Annotated in this window: 18 protein-coding genes and 1 tRNA gene; 8 read left to right on the top strand and 11 right to left on the bottom strand. The window is 61.3% G+C overall.

Annotation, left to right across the window (positions count from 1 at the left end):
• Positions 1 to 178: 178 nt before the first annotated feature.
• The 3 genes from RYH70_RS07615 (at position 179) to RYH70_RS07605 (ending at position 3697) form a co-directional block, all read left to right on the top strand.
• Positions 179 to 1924, top strand: a complete 1746-nt coding sequence (locus tag RYH70_RS07615) for a DUF1302 domain-containing protein (protein ID WP_233918059.1) — start codon at positions 179 to 181, stop codon at positions 1922 to 1924.
• 54 nt (positions 1925 to 1978) lie between these two features.
• Complete coding sequence (locus RYH70_RS07610; RefSeq protein ID WP_317009999.1) at positions 1979 to 2599, top strand: hypothetical protein; 621 nt, start codon at positions 1979 to 1981, stop codon at positions 2597 to 2599.
• 129 nt (positions 2600 to 2728) lie between these two features.
• Positions 2729 to 3697: an alpha/beta fold hydrolase gene (locus RYH70_RS07605; RefSeq protein ID WP_317009998.1), complete on the top strand. Its 969-nt coding sequence runs from the start codon at positions 2729 to 2731 to the stop codon at positions 3695 to 3697.
• Positions 3698 to 3722: 25 nt separating this feature from the next.
• Here the strand turns inward: RYH70_RS07605 and RYH70_RS07600 are convergent, their stop codons facing one another.
• Positions 3723 to 4595 (bottom strand): LysR family transcriptional regulator, encoded by an 873-nt coding sequence (locus tag RYH70_RS07600; protein ID WP_063140146.1) that lies wholly within the window; start codon positions 4593 to 4595, stop codon positions 3723 to 3725.
• 136 nt (positions 4596 to 4731) lie between these two features.
• Here RYH70_RS07600 and RYH70_RS07595 point away from each other — a divergent pair, with 136 nt between their 5' ends.
• Entirely contained in the window at positions 4732 to 5124 is a 393-nt protein-coding gene (locus RYH70_RS07595) for a tautomerase family protein (RefSeq protein ID WP_022994012.1), read from the top strand.
• A 106-nt stretch (positions 5125 to 5230) separates the two neighbouring features.
• Positions 5231 to 5413: a hypothetical protein gene (locus RYH70_RS07590; protein WP_022994011.1), complete on the top strand. Its 183-nt coding sequence runs from the start codon at positions 5231 to 5233 to the stop codon at positions 5411 to 5413.
• 39 nt (positions 5414 to 5452) lie between these two features.
• On the opposite strand, the gene RYH70_RS07585 is transcribed toward RYH70_RS07590, so the two are convergent.
• The 3 genes from RYH70_RS07585 to RYH70_RS07575 are packed head-to-tail and all read right to left on the bottom strand — an operon-like array spanning position 5453 to position 7964.
• Entirely contained in the window at positions 5453 to 5905 is a 453-nt protein-coding gene (locus RYH70_RS07585) for a Cif family virulence factor (RefSeq protein ID WP_317009997.1), read from the bottom strand.
• On the bottom strand, positions 5905 to 6906 hold the full coding sequence (locus tag RYH70_RS07580; protein ID WP_317009996.1) for a putative solute-binding protein: 1002 nt from the start codon (positions 6904 to 6906) through the stop codon (positions 5905 to 5907). Before RYH70_RS07580 ends, RYH70_RS07585 begins: the two co-directional genes overlap by 1 nt.
• A 14-nt stretch (positions 6907 to 6920) precedes the next feature.
• Positions 6921 to 7964: an oxygenase MpaB family protein gene (locus tag RYH70_RS07575; protein ID WP_026948937.1), complete on the bottom strand. Its 1044-nt coding sequence runs from the start codon at positions 7962 to 7964 to the stop codon at positions 6921 to 6923.
• Between the two features lie 189 nt (positions 7965 to 8153).
• Here RYH70_RS07575 and RYH70_RS07570 point away from each other — a divergent pair, with 189 nt between their 5' ends.
• On the top strand, positions 8154 to 8828 hold the full coding sequence (locus tag RYH70_RS07570; protein ID WP_055100558.1) for a PadR family transcriptional regulator: 675 nt from the start codon (positions 8154 to 8156) through the stop codon (positions 8826 to 8828).
• Between the two features lie 25 nt (positions 8829 to 8853).
• Here RYH70_RS07570 and RYH70_RS07565 read toward each other — a convergent pair whose 3' ends face one another.
• The 6 genes from RYH70_RS07565 to RYH70_RS07540 form a co-directional block, all read right to left on the bottom strand.
• Positions 8854 to 9162, bottom strand: coding sequence for a HigA family addiction module antitoxin (locus tag RYH70_RS07565; RefSeq protein ID WP_055100557.1), 309 nt, complete (start codon positions 9160 to 9162; stop codon positions 8854 to 8856).
• A gap of 12 nt (positions 9163 to 9174) precedes the next feature.
• Positions 9175 to 9453, bottom strand: a complete 279-nt coding sequence (locus tag RYH70_RS07560; protein ID WP_055100556.1) for a type II toxin-antitoxin system RelE/ParE family toxin — start codon at positions 9451 to 9453, stop codon at positions 9175 to 9177.
• A 229-nt stretch (positions 9454 to 9682) separates the two neighbouring features.
• Positions 9683 to 9770: transfer RNA gene (locus RYH70_RS07555), tRNA-Ser, on the bottom strand.
• A 92-nt stretch (positions 9771 to 9862) separates the two neighbouring features.
• Positions 9863 to 10297: an MAPEG family protein gene (locus tag RYH70_RS07550; protein WP_116028043.1), complete on the bottom strand. Its 435-nt coding sequence runs from the start codon at positions 10295 to 10297 to the stop codon at positions 9863 to 9865.
• Positions 10294 to 10752, bottom strand: a complete 459-nt coding sequence (locus tag RYH70_RS07545) for a YiiD C-terminal domain-containing protein (RefSeq protein ID WP_022994003.1) — start codon at positions 10750 to 10752, stop codon at positions 10294 to 10296. The genes RYH70_RS07550 and RYH70_RS07545 overlap by 4 nt, the downstream gene beginning before the upstream one ends.
• A complete protein-coding gene (locus RYH70_RS07540; protein WP_022994002.1) occupies positions 10745 to 11308 on the bottom strand; it encodes a nitroreductase family protein in 564 nt (187 codons plus the stop codon). The genes RYH70_RS07545 and RYH70_RS07540 overlap by 8 nt, the downstream gene beginning before the upstream one ends.
• A gap of 224 nt (positions 11309 to 11532) precedes the next feature.
• Between RYH70_RS07540 and RYH70_RS07535 the strand changes: the two genes are divergently transcribed.
• Together RYH70_RS07535 and RYH70_RS07530 are read left to right on the top strand one after the other, a co-directional pair.
• Complete coding sequence (locus RYH70_RS07535; RefSeq protein WP_063140139.1) at positions 11533 to 13080, top strand: adenylate/guanylate cyclase domain-containing protein; 1548 nt, start codon at positions 11533 to 11535, stop codon at positions 13078 to 13080.
• A gap of 36 nt (positions 13081 to 13116) precedes the next feature.
• Positions 13117 to 14601: an AbgT family transporter gene (locus RYH70_RS07530; protein WP_022994000.1), complete on the top strand. Its 1485-nt coding sequence runs from the start codon at positions 13117 to 13119 to the stop codon at positions 14599 to 14601.
• A gap of 87 nt (positions 14602 to 14688) precedes the next feature.
• On the opposite strand, the gene queF is transcribed toward RYH70_RS07530, so the two are convergent.
• Complete coding sequence (gene queF / locus RYH70_RS07525; RefSeq protein ID WP_316310118.1) at positions 14689 to 15510, bottom strand: NADPH-dependent 7-cyano-7-deazaguanine reductase QueF; 822 nt, start codon at positions 15508 to 15510, stop codon at positions 14689 to 14691.
• Between the last annotated feature and the right edge of the window lie 8 nt (positions 15511 to 15518).

Genomic DNA, 15518 nt, shown 5'->3' with positions numbered 1-15518 from the left:
CAGCCCCGATACCTTTTCCGGCACCGGTCCCACTCCGAAGGATCCTTGCACACGGTGCGGACGGTGACGTCGTCCGGTTTTCACCGTTGGTCGGAACAGACCGATTTGTCGTGACGCACAGAGAAAAACAGCAACGATCGGAGGCCGTTCGAACGGCCCCAGTGGAGAGCGAAATACAATGAGGATAAAAGTCCTGGCCGGGGTGGCCTGCACCCTCGGCACCCTGCCCCTGTGTATACCGGCCTGGGCCGGCGAAAACCAACTGAGCGAGGACGCCAGCGTCGCCTGGACGGTGAAGGGCGCCCTCGGTACCGCCATGCGGGTGCAGTCCGCCAACAAGGATCTGCTATTCGCGCCGGACGTGCCCGGTGGCGGCCAAACCAATTCGGCGGTGGCCGATGACGGCAACATGAATTATGACGCCGGTGATCTGGTCAATGGCGTGGCGCAGCTGTTCGGCCGCTTTGATTTCAAGTACCAGAATTATGGCGCGGTGATCAGCGCCAAGGCCTGGTACGACTATGTCCTCAAGGAACAGGATGTTGCCCATGGTCATTTCCCCAACGACTATCAGCCGGATACACCGCTCGACGACGACGACTTCGACCGGCGCGCCCGGTTTTCCGGCGGCAACCTTCAGGAAGCTTACGTTTACGGCAACTTCGAGGTGAACGGCCGGCCGTTGTCGGTAAAGATCGGGGATCAGTTCCTGCTGTGGGGCCGCAGCCTGTATTCCCGCGGCTCACTATCGTCTTTGAACGCGGTGGATCTGGCCGCATTGCATCGGCCGGGTTCCGGTTATCAGGAATATCTGATTCCCTCTGGCATGGTGAGCCTGGAATTCAGTCCGTTCGAGCACCTTTCCGCCAAGGCGTTCTACCAATATGACTGGGAGAAAGCCGTGCTGGATGGCTGCGGGACTTTTTACTCCTCCCTGGACAACACCGCCATTGGCTGCAACGGCACCTTCTCCGGCAGCACCCCACTACCGAGCCAGGACGCCAAGGAACAGGGACTGTACTTCGTGCGGGAAGGAGACGACGACGCTCGCGGCAATGGCCAGTACGGCTTCAAGTTCGACTACCAGTTCGCCGAAGCCAAAGCCAAGGTCGGCGCCTACTACTTCAACTACCACATGCGTTTGCCGATCTACTCCACCCGTAAACTGAAGACACCCAGTGCACAGCCGGCACCGTTCAACCGGGTTCACTATTTCTACGAGTATCCGGAAGACATCAAGGTGTTCGGTCTGACCGCCGACAAGACCTTCGCCGGTATCGGCAACCTGTCCATGAATCTGAGTTATCTGAAGGACATGCCGATCCAGATCAATACCTCGGACCTGACCTCGCAAACCGCCAGCAGCACCCTGGGCGGTAACAATGCCAAAGTACCCTCCGGCACTCAGGACTACATCAACGGGGTTGCGGCGGGCGATGTGGTTCACGGCTACCGGGAGTTCGACATCCAGCGTGCCGAATTCACCTTCACCACGGTAGTTCCCGAGTTTCTCAAGGCGCAAAAAACAGTGCTGTCCTTGCAAACCGCGTTTGAATGGATTCCGGACTTGCCCAGCACCAGCGAGATGCGTTTCCGCCGTCACACCCAATACGGCGTCGGCGACCCGGGCGACAAGGGTTACGTCACCGATTTCAGTTGGGGCTATCAGGTCTCGGTGAAATCCACCTACGCCAACCTGCTCGGTCCGGTCACCGTGACTCCGGGACTGTCGTTCCGTCATGGCGTGGACGGTTACGCCAGCGATGACGCCCTGCAGGAAGACCAGCGCTCGCTGGGCCTGTCACTGGGCTTCGATTACCGCAACACCACCACCACGCTGTCCTACACCACTTATAATGATCAGGCCTACAGCACCGTCTCCGATCGTGATTACGTTGCCCTGAGCACCAGCGTGACATTCTGATTTTTTTATAAGGAAGCCGGCGGCCCGGGCCGCCGGCAGGCAAGAGGAAAACCGATGAAAACATGGAAATACGCCTTCCCCGCTCTGTTGCTGACGTTATTGAGCGGTTGTCTTTCGGTGTATAGCAACACCAGGCTGGTGGAGGTGAAAGCCAACACCGAAAAGACCGCTCAGCCGCCTTACCAGTCGGTGGTGGTTGGCCTGCTGGTGGACCATGAAGTACGGCCACTGCTGGAACACGCCATCGTTGAGCGGTTGCGCGCCCGGGGCATCGACGCCCGGGCGGCGCTGGATGTTTACGGCCACAAAGGCATTGAAGGGAAAAGCCGTGACTATCTTGCGCAACGCATGCGTGACGAAGGTTTCGACAGTGCCGTGGCAATCCATTTACTCGACAAAAATGTGGAGGATGTGCACGTCGGTGGCGAGGCGTCCTCCCAGGCACCAGTCACCGCCGGCCTCACCATGCAGCCGGAAACCTTTGGCCCGGATTTCTTCATTACCGAAACCCTGTATGTGACCCGCACCGATTTCTGGGACGTGACGCAACAGGCGATTGTCTGGCAAGGCACCACGGTAACGGCGAACCAACGCGGATTGGAAGCCGGCGCGGAGAAATTCGCCAACACCATCGCCAACGGCCTGGTCGAGGCCGGGCTGTTTGACGATCAATAGGCCTAACCCCCCGGGCGGAGCATCCGGCGTTTTTGTTTTGTTCCGCCCATTCCCCACGGTATGCTGTTGTTCCTGTCGGGCCGGGACAAGCCGCGCCCCCATTCCAATAACAGCAGGCAGCATTTCGACATGGCAAACGCTACAGAGCAGCGCGTGGAAGCAAACGGTCTCACCTTCCACGTCAGTGAGTACGGTGAACGGGGCCGCCCCGCCATTATTCTCTTGCACGGTTTCCCCGAGTGCGGGTACTCCTGGCGTTATCAAGCGCCTTTTCTCGCCGGGCAAGGCTATCACGTGCTGGTACCGGATCTGCGCGGCTACGGCTACAGCGACGCCCCCAAGGACCCGATGGCCTACCGGCAAAGCGAGCTGGTCAAGGATGTGATTGGCATTCTCGACGCTTTCGATGCCGGGCAAGCGGTGGTGATCGGCCACGACTGGGGCTGTGCCCTGGCCTGGCAGGTGGCCCGTGAGTATCCGCAACGGGTGCGTGCCGTGGTCGGGCTTTCCGTTCCCTATCCCGGCATCGGCCCGCGCCGGCCCACCGAGCAAATGCGCCAGGCCTTCGGTGAGCGTTTCTTCTATCAACTGTACTTCCAACAGCCGGAAATCCCGGAGCAGGAACTGGAAGCGGATGTACGCGATTTTCTGCGCCGTATGTACCATGCGCTGTCCGGCCCCGGCATGCGGGAAAAACATCGCGCCGCCAAGCCGGTCACCGGCTTCCTGGACATTCTGCAGCCCCCGCAAGGGCCGCAGCCGCCCTGGATGACCGAGTCGGATCTGGACGTCTATGTGAAACGCTTCGAAAACAGCGGTCTGACCGGGCCGATCAACTGGTATCGGGCCATGGACGCGTCCTGGGAAGAACAGCATGCCGACGGCCGCCAGCGGATCCAGCCCACCGCCCTGTTCATTGGTGGCGAGGAAGATCCGGTGATCCAGTTCGCCGCCAAAGCGTTGGAACGCATGCCGTCGCAGATGGATGATCTCACCGATATCATCATCCTCGATGGCATCGGTCATTGGATCCAGATGGAGGCACCGGACCAGGTCAATCAGCACCTCAAGACGTTCCTGGACGGACTGGGAAGCTAGGGCATCATCTCCGCCATGGCGGCCCTCAGCACGCGGACTGCGCCAACATCTCCCGCACTTCCGCCACCAACGCCGACACCGTGGGCGTGGCGGCGGACATGTGAAAACGGACCGGCGGCAACCGGGGCAGTTTGAGAGCGTCATCGATCCGCCTCAGCCCTTCGGGTACCGCCGAGGCGTTCAGGCAGGCGACGCCGAGCCCCGCCGACAACGCCAGATGCATCCCCGCCACTCCGGACGCGGAATGGGCGATGTAATAGGGTCGCTGGTGGGCTTCCAGCATGCTCATGGTATAGCGGTGCAAGGCGCAACTGGCTGGCAGCGCCACTATCGGCACCGGCTCGGAAGGCGTCAATTCCAGAGAAGAATGGGCCACCCAGAATAACGGCTCACGGCGTAGCAGCCGCCGTTGCTCCGTGCCGGTGGGCGGCTGCGGTGCCACGTCCGGCAGCATCATGGAAATGCCCAGATCGTACTCCCGCGCCGTCACTTCCTCTTCGACGAAGGCGCTTTTCAGGATCGCCACATGCAAACGCAAGCGCGGATAGCGGCCCCGGATACGGCGTAGCAGGGTGGGCACCCAGTCCGGGCGAAAATAATCGGTGATCGCCAGCCGCACATCCCCGGCCAGCAACAGTCCCTGCATATCCTGATAAGCGACGTCGTTCAAAGCCAATAGCTTGCGCGCATGGTCCACCAGCCTTTGCCCCGCCGGGGTCGGCACCACGCCCTGCTTGCCGCGCACCAGCAACGGCACACCGCACTGTTGCTCCAGCTTCCTCACCTGCTCGCTGAGGGTGGACTGGGAACGGCACAGGATCGGCACCGCCGCCGACAGGCTGCCCTGCTCCACCGCCGTCACCAGGGTGTTCAACAATTCCAGATCGAAGCGTTTCATCGCACGTCATTCCAAACTTGCGCCATCCATCGGACTTACCGATGGATTCTATCTTATATTCCCGTTATTCGGATGGCCAAATCTGCTCTAGCCTGTCCCTTCCTGATCACCTAAGCCCCATCTGGAGACTTGAGCCATGCCCGGTATTGATCTGATCCTGTCCGGCACCCCCGACCCCGCACAGGCCCGCCATATCGCCAAAACCCTCACCGCCCTGACCTGCCGTGTGCTGGACAAGGAAGAGCAACGCACCATGGTGCAAATCCGATATCTGCCCAGGGAGCAATGGTTCATCGCCGGGCGCTCGCTGGCCGAGTTGGACAGGGACTCTTTCCGGCTGGTGGTGACCGTCACCGACGAGACCAATACCAAACAACAGAAAGCGGACTACCAGGACCGGGCGTTTCAGGAATTGAGTCGCCTGCTCGGCGATGTCCATCCCCACTCGAATATCCACATCGTCGACTGCCGCGCCGCCGCCTATGGCTACGGCGGCATCTCCCAGGAGGCCTACAGTTATCGCGGCTGAGGCGTCATTGGCGACAAACCGGAAGCGGCCCGGCTTCCGGTTTGCTTTGCCCCCGCCTCTCGGCTAGCCTCTGCGGCTTCGTCCACTACCGATTCACGAGAGCACCGTGTCCGCTTCCCGACTTGTCGCCCTGCTGCTTGGCCTCACCGCCGTTATTCTCGCCGCCTGGTTCTTCTTCGGCTTCGATGAAATGTGGCGCCTGATTCCCACCGGCCTGCTGATCGGCTTCGCCTATGCGGCGCTGAAAACCGCGGCGTCCAAGGGAGAAGACGGCTCGGGCAAACAATAAGCCGGCTCGCGGGGGCCGTCGGCGGCCCCCGCCACACATTCACCATTGCCTGATACGCGCCTGTATCTCGGTGATGATGCTTTTCCCATCCCGGCTCCGCGTGCGTAAGGTCATCTGGCTATTCCGGTTCAGCGTCCCCTGCAACAGCTTATAACGCTCCTTTTGCTCAAACGTCACCGACGCGCCTTCCCCTTTTTCCGAAACACTCCGGTCGCCTACCGTAACCGCGTGGTCGGAGGCAAAGTTCCATAAGGCGCGCTGTTGCTGAAGATACTCCGCACGGGTCAGGGAGATGACCATAGGCGGTTCCTGCCCCATCAGCAGCGTCACCTTGATCCTCGTATCCTCCGCCAGCAACGCGGCCAGAGCGGTATCATCCCTCTGCTGCAAGGCCTGCACATACCGCTCCACCAATCGGGAAGCGGCATCGGCATGGACCAGGGTGGACGACGCCAACAGGCCCAGCAGGCATAAACCATATAGCCAACGCATTACCATTCCCCTCCGTCCACGCACTCCGCCCGGGCGGGAGACACCTTGCAGCGCACTTTCTTCAGCCAACGCATCATATCCCTGTCGTATACGCCGGCCTCAATCAGGAAGCGGCGCGATTCGTTCATCATCTGCGCATACCGCTCCCGGTCCTTGTCCGGAGGCGGATAGAAAAACAGCAGGTCGTCTTCCGCGGCCCGGATCACCTTCATGGTCCGCTCAAACTGGTCGGCAAAATAGTGGCGGGAGCGGGCCATGAACTCCGGTGAAAAGCGCTCGTGGCGCAACACCAGTTGCAGCGTCAGTTGGACCGTGGTCAGCTTCAGCACCACACCTTGCAGGCCCACGCCCCGATAGAGCTCCAGCGGCCTATAGGCCACCGCCGGCGCGGCAATGACATCGACGACACCATTGTTGAATTTCGATGAGAAATTACTCACGTCGGACAATACCGGGCGCACACCGATATGTTCCGCCATCAGGATCTGAGCCCGGTCGTTATCGAATACCGCCATGGTATGGCCCGCCATTTTTTCCACGCTGTTGATGGCGCGGTCATTGATATGCAGATAAGCCGCGCCCAACGGCAAAATACCCGCGGTCTCATAGACACCATGGCGCATGGCGGCCGCCAGCCTCGGATCCGCCAGCAATTCGATCAGAACCCGCAGACTCCGGTAATTATGCAGGCCGCCAATGGCATCGATACTACCCGTGAACGGCACGAACTGGCGTGCCCGCATGCCCGTCATCATCAAGCCATCGCATAACCCCGCCTTGAGGTCTTCCGCCGCGATCCGCTCATCGGTGAAGACCCGTAACGACAGCGGCTCACCCCATTGCAGGGCCGCCACCCGGTAATCTTCCATCTGCTCCCAGAGTTCCCCCTGAGCACCGACCAGACTGAACACACAGAGTGTTCGCGCCGACAGCGATGGCGGCATCACCAACAGCAACAAGAACGCCAGATTCCGTATTGTCTTCCAGGTCGTTATTCTCATTATTTACCCCTTCCCTAATTGGCCGTGCCGGCGGCTGCCGGGCTGACCAGTCCTTCGGTAGCAAGCCGGCTGAGGATGCGTTGCCCCAAGTGCCGCAACCCCGTGGGCGTGCCCGGAACCCTTCGCAGGCGGGAGAGACCGGCCAGCATCGGCCGCATCATCCATAGTGCTTGCTCACCTCCGTGACTGACCGGAATTCCGAAGCCCTCCGCCATCTCATCGCCCAGCATGCGGCGGAACAAGGCAACCTGCAGGGGGCGGGGCAACCGCGATGTGGGGGGCAAAGAGCACAGTCCCTCCAGTAATGAGGCCATGATCGTTTTCGCGGTGTCGTCCGGGGCGAAAAACTGGCTCATGAACCAGGTGTCGAGGTTATCCTGTTGCCGTTGCGTCTCCCCCAGTAATTCCAGCGGCACGCCCAGCAACCGCGTGGTATATCGCCAGATCAGGCAATAGCCGGCCGCTTCTTCGTCGCTGATGCGGGCTCCCAGACGGCGCATGCAACCCAGTAAGTGAGCGCCAAAGAAAGCCGGCCCGGCGGCGGTGGCCAGTTGACTGACCGGCATGCCGTGACCGAGCTGATCCCATCCGTCCGCCAAACATTTCATTCTGACCAGCGCATGGACCAGGCGAACCTGTAAGCAGGCTTCCCACATGGCCTTGCCCGGAGCCAGGGCATCACTGTCACAAACACCGAAGAACAGCGAGGCCGATTCATTCAGACGACGGCTGATATTGGCTTGCATACGACCGGTGCGCACAAAGATGGCCGCCGCATCCGGATGGGCGAACGTCAGAGGCATGCAGCCGTAGGTCAGGCCCAGAATCAGATGAGGGAAGTGGCATTGCGCCATGGCGCCGCCCTGGCGCATCAGGCCAAAATCCACCCAATCCGGCACCGTTTCCATATCCGCCCACAGCCGCTGACAATCCACATCCCCTTCGTCAGCCAGTTGGCGAACCGTCGCCACGGCGCCCCCCGGGGAAGCACGCCGCTCCCGAAGCCGAGCGGCCACCGCTTCCGCCAACGGATCGCCCTGGTAATGCCAGGGCATCATCCTTTCCTCCCAATCCGTGCTGCTTCCCCCGCGGTCCGGCCTGACCGCCGGGGTCGGCCCCGATGTCACATCCATGACGTCCTCCTGTGGGTGTTTTTTAAGCAACCCTACGCCACCCAATCCAATCATTCAACATGTTGAGTATTAATCAAGTTTAGCGATGTGTACCATCAGCGGAGGAGGAAAAAGATGTCCCTACGCCACGTTTTGTTGGTCTATCTGGGTAGCGGCGGTGCCGCCGGCTACGACATCGTCAAAGGCTTTCAGCACACTTATGGCTATCTGTGGAATGCCAGCTTTCAGCAGATTTACCGGGATCTTGCCAAGCTGCATAAGGATGGACTGCTGGATTGCGAGACGGTGGACAACGCCCCGCGACCGCCGCGCAAGGTTTACCATCTGAATCAGGCCGGCTGGCAGGCCATGCAGGAATGGCTCGCCAAGCCCATTGCGGTACCCAGACTCAATGACGGCTTCATGGTGAAGGTTGCCTCCATGCACCTGCAGGACCCGGACACCCTGGCCACGGAACTGAACCAACTGCGGGAACATTATCGGCGGACACTGGAGCACCTGTACCGCAAACGGGCGGTATTCGAATCGCTGCCGGCCACCGTGCTGGGCAAATTCATGGGGGTGTTCCTGACCCTCAAACGGGGGATCCGGCTGGCGGAAACCTGGCTGGAATGGGCCGAGGAAGTCGATCAGGTACTCGCCGCCCGGGAGTGGCAACACATTACACCGGAGGAAGTCCGGCTGTTTCTGGATACCCTGCAGGGGGACGGCCTGCCGCAGCCCAATAGCAGTGAGCCTGCCGCCCGCAAGGGTACGGCAAGAAAAAAGAAGTCTGGTCGCGCAACATAGAGCGACACAATCGACATCAGAAGCCTTACACGCAAGCCGCTTTGTAGGGCTCAACCTCCTCGGCGATCACCTTCGCGGACATGTTTTCGGCGACACGAATATCATACTCCGCTTGCAGGTTCATCCAGAAATGCGGCGTTGTGTTGAAAAAGCGGGCCAATCGCATCGCCGTATCCGCGGTAATGCCGCGCCTCTCGCGTACGATCTCATTGACGCGCGGCGCCGAGACATGCAGCGCCCGCGATAGAGCATGGGCGCTGATACCCAGCGGCTCCAGGAATTCCTCACGCAATACTTCGCCCGGATGGACCGGACGCATTCCATTCTGAATCATGGCCTGGCCTCCTTAGTGATAATCCACAATTTCCACATCCTCCGGCCCGACACTTGTCCAACGGAAACAGATTCGCCATTGGTCATTGATGCGGATGCTGTGCTGTCCCAAACGGTCTCCTTTAAGCGCCTCCAACCTGTTACCCGGCGGTGACAACAAATCCCGCAGCTCTCTGGCGGCATGCAGCATGGCCAGTTTGCGTTGAGCCACTCTGCCAATCCCGCTCCAACGGCGGGTCTTGCCAGTCTCAAACAAGCTGCGAGTGTCCGGGCAACAAAAGCTCTTAATCATTGAGAGAAAATATAACGTTTAACGTTAAACGTCAAGGCCATGAGGAGGTGGCGGAGTTCTTTATTTGGCGGTGAGGGAGGGATTGTCGCTGACGCTCGGGGCTTCGCCCCGTCGCCCAAGGGCGACGTCCTGCGCCGGCCAAAGGCCGGCTGGTCGAACCGGAGGGCTCTCATCAAAACCGCCCACGACCGCCAAATAAAAAAGCCCTGAAAAATCAGGGCTTTTTATTTGGCGGTGAGGGAGGGATTCGAACCCTCGATACGTTTCCGTATACACACTTTCCAGGCGTGCTCCTTCGGCCACTCGGACACCTCACCGGGGAAACTCTTTGTCGTCCCAGCCCGTAGGCTGAGGGCGCGTAGAGTACCGGAGGGGCGCGGGTTAGGCAAGGGTTCGGGGAGGCGACTGCTCAGGGTTTAATCAGATCACAGAGGACCGGGAAGGTGTCCAGCGCCAGCCAGGCCAGCAGCACCATCTGCACCAGTAAAAAGGCGAAGCGGATCTGCACCAGCCAGTGATTCACCCCGATCAGATGAATCAGGCTCTGACCGATACGGGCGGCGAGAATCCAGGGCAAGAGCTGACCGGCCAGGTCGTTGCCAACCGCCATCGCCGCACCGGCGATAACGATCACCACGCCGAGCAGTTCCAGGGTGTTCTGATAGGCGCGCGAGAGACGGCTGAGGAATTCCGCCGGCTCATAGTGATATGGCGGGAAGGCATCGGCACGTCGGCGGCCGGACACCACTTGTAACCCGCGGCCGGCAACCAGAGCAAAGAGCAGGAATAAAGCCCAGCTACCGAAGCCGAGCAGATAGAGCAACGCGGAAGTATCCAGGGTCATGGTTTCAGTATCCGGGCAAGAAAGGTGCCCTGATACTGGCAGACCGGCTGGCCCTGTTCATTGTCCGCCCGCGCCATAATGCGCAGCGACGACTTGCCGCGCCGTTGCAGCCGTTCGCGGAAACGTTCCCGGTCAGCGGCTTCGGATTCGGCGGTGATCACCATATCGACGTCGAGCGGCAGCAGATAGTCCAGCGAAGAGGTGACCGCCACCACGTCCACGGCCTGGTCTGGCAGGATCTGCTCGGCCAGCACCGAGGTCAGCGACCAACCGGCCAGAGTCACCAGCGCCGCCTGGCTGCCGGCGAAGAAGGTGCCCTTGTCGTTGTGGTTGGGCTCCAGTGGTGCCCGCAAACGCAGCCGCTCGCCATTGAAGTCCAGGTACTCGAAGGCCAGATGGCGGGTCAGCGGGATCGCCTCGCGAACCTTTCCGGCCAGGGCCGAGAGATCAGTCATCGGGCAGCTCCCGCACATACAAGTCGGGACTTTCGTCCGGCACGGATTTCAGTGCGCCGGCCGGCGTGCCCAGGTAAATGAACGCTACCACCTGGTCCTTGTCGGCGAAGCCCAGACGCCGTTTCACCGCCGCGTCCTCGGCGATGGCACCGGTACGCCACATGGCACCAATACCCAGCGCGTGGGCGGCGAGCATGATGTTTTGAGCGGCGGCGCCGGCCGCCAGCACCTGCTCCCACACCGGCACCTTGTGGCCTTCGGTGACCTCCGCCGCCACCACGATCACCGCCGGGGCCCGCAATGCTTTGTTGCGGGCATTGGCAAGAGTGCACGGGTCCGCCTCGGCAAAGGATTCGGCGGTGTGCTGTTCCATGATGTCCGCTAACCGCTCCCGCTGGTCACCGCGCAGCACGATGAATCGCCAGGGCCGCAGCATGCCGTGATCCGGTGCGCGGATCGCGGCCCGCAGCAGCAAATCGATCTGTTCATCGCTGGGGCCGGGGTCGGTGAGCCGCGGCACTGACACCCGCGTGGTCAAGGCGGTGAGGGTATCCATGCATTCTCCTTATAAAGAGCGCTATTGTAGCCTCGTGCCCCAAAGACGCCACCCACGGATACGGCAACAGCGCCAGACTGCCCGTTGACGAAGATCATCCTTTTTTCTTATAAAACTTTCTAATAAGCTCGTCTGTTACCCCCAGGACAAGGAGTCGATCATGCGCCGTGCCACCGACGCCCTCGCGGCGTTATCTTTCCTTCCTATCGGGACCAACACCGTCCATGGCTGACACTGCCCTGTCCTCGCGCCAGTACCTGGATCTGAAGGCGCAAACCCGCCGGCAAACCCATCTGACCCGAATCCTGGCGTTTCTGGTGGCCAGTGGCATGCTCGGGGCCGGGATCGGATTACAGGTTTATCCGTTCTCGCTGCTCTGGGCGGTGGCGCCGTTGCTGGCTTACCCGCTGCTCATCCAGTTGTTGGCGATGGTGGCGGAAAAACGCGGTGTGGCCGCCGCCACGTTGTCACAGACGCTATTGCAGGCGGACGCCCTGTGCATCGGCTTCGCGTGTGCCTGCCTGTGGTTCGCGGTGGTCCCCAGCCTGGCGCTGCTGGCCATCGTCCACGCCAACGCCATGAGCCATGGCGGCTGGCGCCCCTGGCTCGGCAGCGTGGCGATGACCACCCTGGGCGCGGGCGCCGGTGGCGCCCTGTTCTATCTGCTTGATCCCACCTTCGAGCCAGTGCCGCAGGCTCCGTTGTCCCTGGTCGTCCTCGCCCTGCTGGGGCTGGCGGTGTACATGGGCGCCAGCGCTTTTTTCGCGCAACGGCAGACCCGCTATCTGCGTCTGGCCCAGCAGCAGTTACGCGAGCAGCAGCGGCAAGCCCTGAATATGTCACGCAAGCTGGCCAAATATCTGCCTCCGCAAATCTGGGGCTCTCTGTTCACCGGCAAACGGGACGCCAAACTGGAAACCCGGCGCAAGCGCCTCACCGTGTTCTTCTCGGACATCAAGGGCTTCAGCGCGATTTCCGAAGAGCTGCCGCTGGACACCCTGACCGCCATGCTCAATACCTATCTGAGTGAAATGACCCGTATTGCCCTGCGTCACGGCGGCACCATTGACAAGTTCATCGGCGACGCGGTGATGGTGTTCTTCGGCGACCCCAAAAGCGAGGGCGCCCAGGAGGATGCCTTCCGCTGCGTGGCCATGGCCATCGAAATGCAGCGCCATATGCGTCTGCTGCGCCAGCGTTGGAAGCACGAGGGCATCGAGCAGCCGCTGGAGATTCGTATTGGCATCAATACCGGCTATGTCACGGTCGGCAACTTCGGCACCGACAGCCGCATGGACTACACCATTCTCGGCACCGACGTGAACCTGGCCAGCCGTCTGGAATCCGCCTGCCGTCCGGGCCAGGTGCTGATTTCCGAATCCACCCATGAACTGGTGCAGGACCGCATTCAATGCCGCAGCGTCGGCGACATCAGCGCCAAGGGCTTCAATCGCCCGATTCCGGTCTACGAAGCCCGTGATCTGAAACGCCACGCCGGAGCCCGCAACCGCTATGTCAGTGCCGAAACCGAAGGTTTTGCCCTGCATATGGACCTGGAACGTATTCACAATTTCGACAAAAAACGCATACTCGGGACATTGGCCCGTTCGGCCACGGACTTGAAAGACAACAAACCGGTGTCCCTGGACTTCGAAGCGGAAGGCTTCGTGCTGCATCTGGATTCCGACCGTCTGCATCATCGGGAACGTCCCCGGGTACTGGAATTCATGGGACGGTCGGCGCGTCGGGTACAGGAGCAGCTTCGTCTCTGAGTAGTTCGGCGGACAGAGGCACCACCGGGAGCGACTATGGCGATTTCTGCATCGGCGGGCTGGTTGAGCCGTCTGGAACGGCTGGGCAACCGGCTACCCCACCCCACTCTTCTGTTCGTTTGGTTATGCGTGTTGATGCTGCCTCTGAGCGCGATTCTGTCCGCTCTCGGCGCCAACGCCTTTCACCCCCAGGAACAAAAGGAAATCGTGGTGCGCTCGCTGCTGGACAGCGACGGCCTGCGGTATTTGTTCAGTCACATGATCGGCAACTTCACCGGGTTCGCACCGCTGGGCGTGGCGCTGGTGGCGATGCTCGGCCTGGGTATCGCCGAGTATTCCGGTCTGCTGGGTGGTAGCCTGGCGGCACTGGTACGCCGGGCCTCCCATCGCACGCTGGTGGCCACGGTGGCGTTCGCCGGGGTGATGTCCAGTATCGCCTTCGATGCCGGCTACGTGGTGCTGATCCCGCTGGCCGGCTTTCTGTTCCAACTGGCCGGCCGCTCTCCTCTGGCCGGCATCGCCACCGCGTTCGCCGCGGTATCCGGCGGTTACAGCGCCAACCTGCTGCTCGGCCCGGTGGACGCGGTGCTGGCCGGGATTTCCACCGAGGCGGCGCACATCATCGATCCGCAGCGCACCGTCAGCGCCGCCGGCAACTATTGGTTCATTATCGTATCCACCGTGCTGGTGACCACGCTGGTGACCCTGGTGACGGTGCGCTTCGTCGAGCCCCGGTTGGCCGCCGGCGAAGCGGACGGGAGCGTCCGGGACGAACAACCGCACCTGCACCGGCGCGCGGCGATCTGGACCCTGGTCACCCTGGTGGCGGGTCTGGCGTTTCTGGCCTGGCTGGGGCTGCCGGCGGACGCGCCGCTGCGTAACGCGGACACCGGAGCCCTGCTGCAATCACCATTCATGTCCAGCATCGTGGTGTTAATTGCCCTGGTGGCCGCCGCCTGCGGCGTGGTCTACGGCCGCGTCAGCGGGGCGTTCCGCTCCGCCGGTGACGTCATTACCGCGATGGAAACCACCATGGCGTCCATGGCCGGTTATCTGGTGCTGATGTTCTTCGCCGCCCAGTTCGTGGCCTGGTTCAACTACAGCCAGTTGGGTCTGGTACTCGCCATTCGCGGCGCCGCCTGGCTGGGCACGCTGTCCTTGCCCACCGTGCTGCTGCTATTGCTGTTCGTGTTGATGAGCACCGCCATCAATCTGCTGATCGGCAGTGCCTCGGCCAAATGGTCGATCCTGGCGCCGGTGTTCATTCCCATGCTGATGCTGCTCGGCATCGATCCGGAAGCCACCCAGGCCGCCTATCGCGTGGGCGACTCCAGCACCAATATCATCACCCCGCTGATGCCCTACTTCGCCCTGGTCCTGGGCTTCGCCCGCCGCTACCAGGCGGACACCGGGGTCGGCACGCTGATCGCGCTCATGCTGCCCTACAGCCTGACCCTGCTACTGGGCTGGTCGATTCTGCTGGGCGTCTGGATCGCGGTGGGATGGCCGCTGGGAACGTGAGAAAAGCAGTGAATAGTGAAGGAAAGGGTGAGGGTTGCGGATACGCAAGCCCTCTTTTTTAACCGTTCACTTTTAACTCTTCACTATTCACTGTCTTATTGTGCGTCGGTTCTCCGGCGCCGCTTCGAAGTTGCTGCGGAACGGGTTGATGTCGAGGCCGCCGCGGCGGGTGAAGCGGCCGAGGACGGAGAGTTTGGCCGGGGCGCATTGGCGCTGCAGGTCGACGAACATCTGCTCGACGATCTGTTCATGGAAGCCCTGGTGGTTGCGCAGGGAGACCACATAGCGCAGGAAACCCGCCGGATCGATGGGCACGCCTTCATAGCGCACCACCACCGTGCCCCAATCCGGCTGGTTGGTCACCGGGCAATGGCTGCGCAGGAGGTGCGAATAGAGTTCACCCTGGTGTGCCTCCCCCGTCGTGGTGGTCAGCAGGTCCGGGCGGTACTCGACGGTGTCAATGGTCAGATCCAGCTCATCCACGCAAACACCATCGCTATGCCAGGCCGGTTGGGCCGCCGCCTCGTCCAGGGAAAGAATCCGCACCGTCACCGCTTCTCCGGCCACCTTGCCCAGGTCGGCTGTGATGATCTCCCGTACGGAATCGGCATTGGTGTAGCGGCTGTTGGCGAACGAATTCAGGTAAAGCTTCAGCGATTTGGACTCGATGATGTTGTCCGAGGTGCACGGCACCCGGACTTCCACCAGCGCCACATGGGGTTTGCCGCCCTGGTCCAACCAGGACAGCTCGTAGCCGGTCCATAGATCCTCGCCCCGGAACGGCAGGGTGCCGGTCAGCGCCAGGCTTTCCCGTGCCAGTGCCCGGGGCACCGGATACAGCAGTTCCGGTGCGTATTGATCCACGTACTCACTGGTTTGCCCCAGCGGGGCGTCTTGCAAATAGCTCATTGTCTTGT

It is taken from the genome of Alloalcanivorax xenomutans (genome assembly GCF_032810065.1).
GTDB classification, from domain to species: Bacteria; Pseudomonadota; Gammaproteobacteria; order Pseudomonadales; family Alcanivoracaceae; genus Alloalcanivorax; species Alloalcanivorax xenomutans.
Note: the sequence above shows the minus strand (reverse complement) of the source record. Positions and strands in the feature narration are given on the sequence as shown.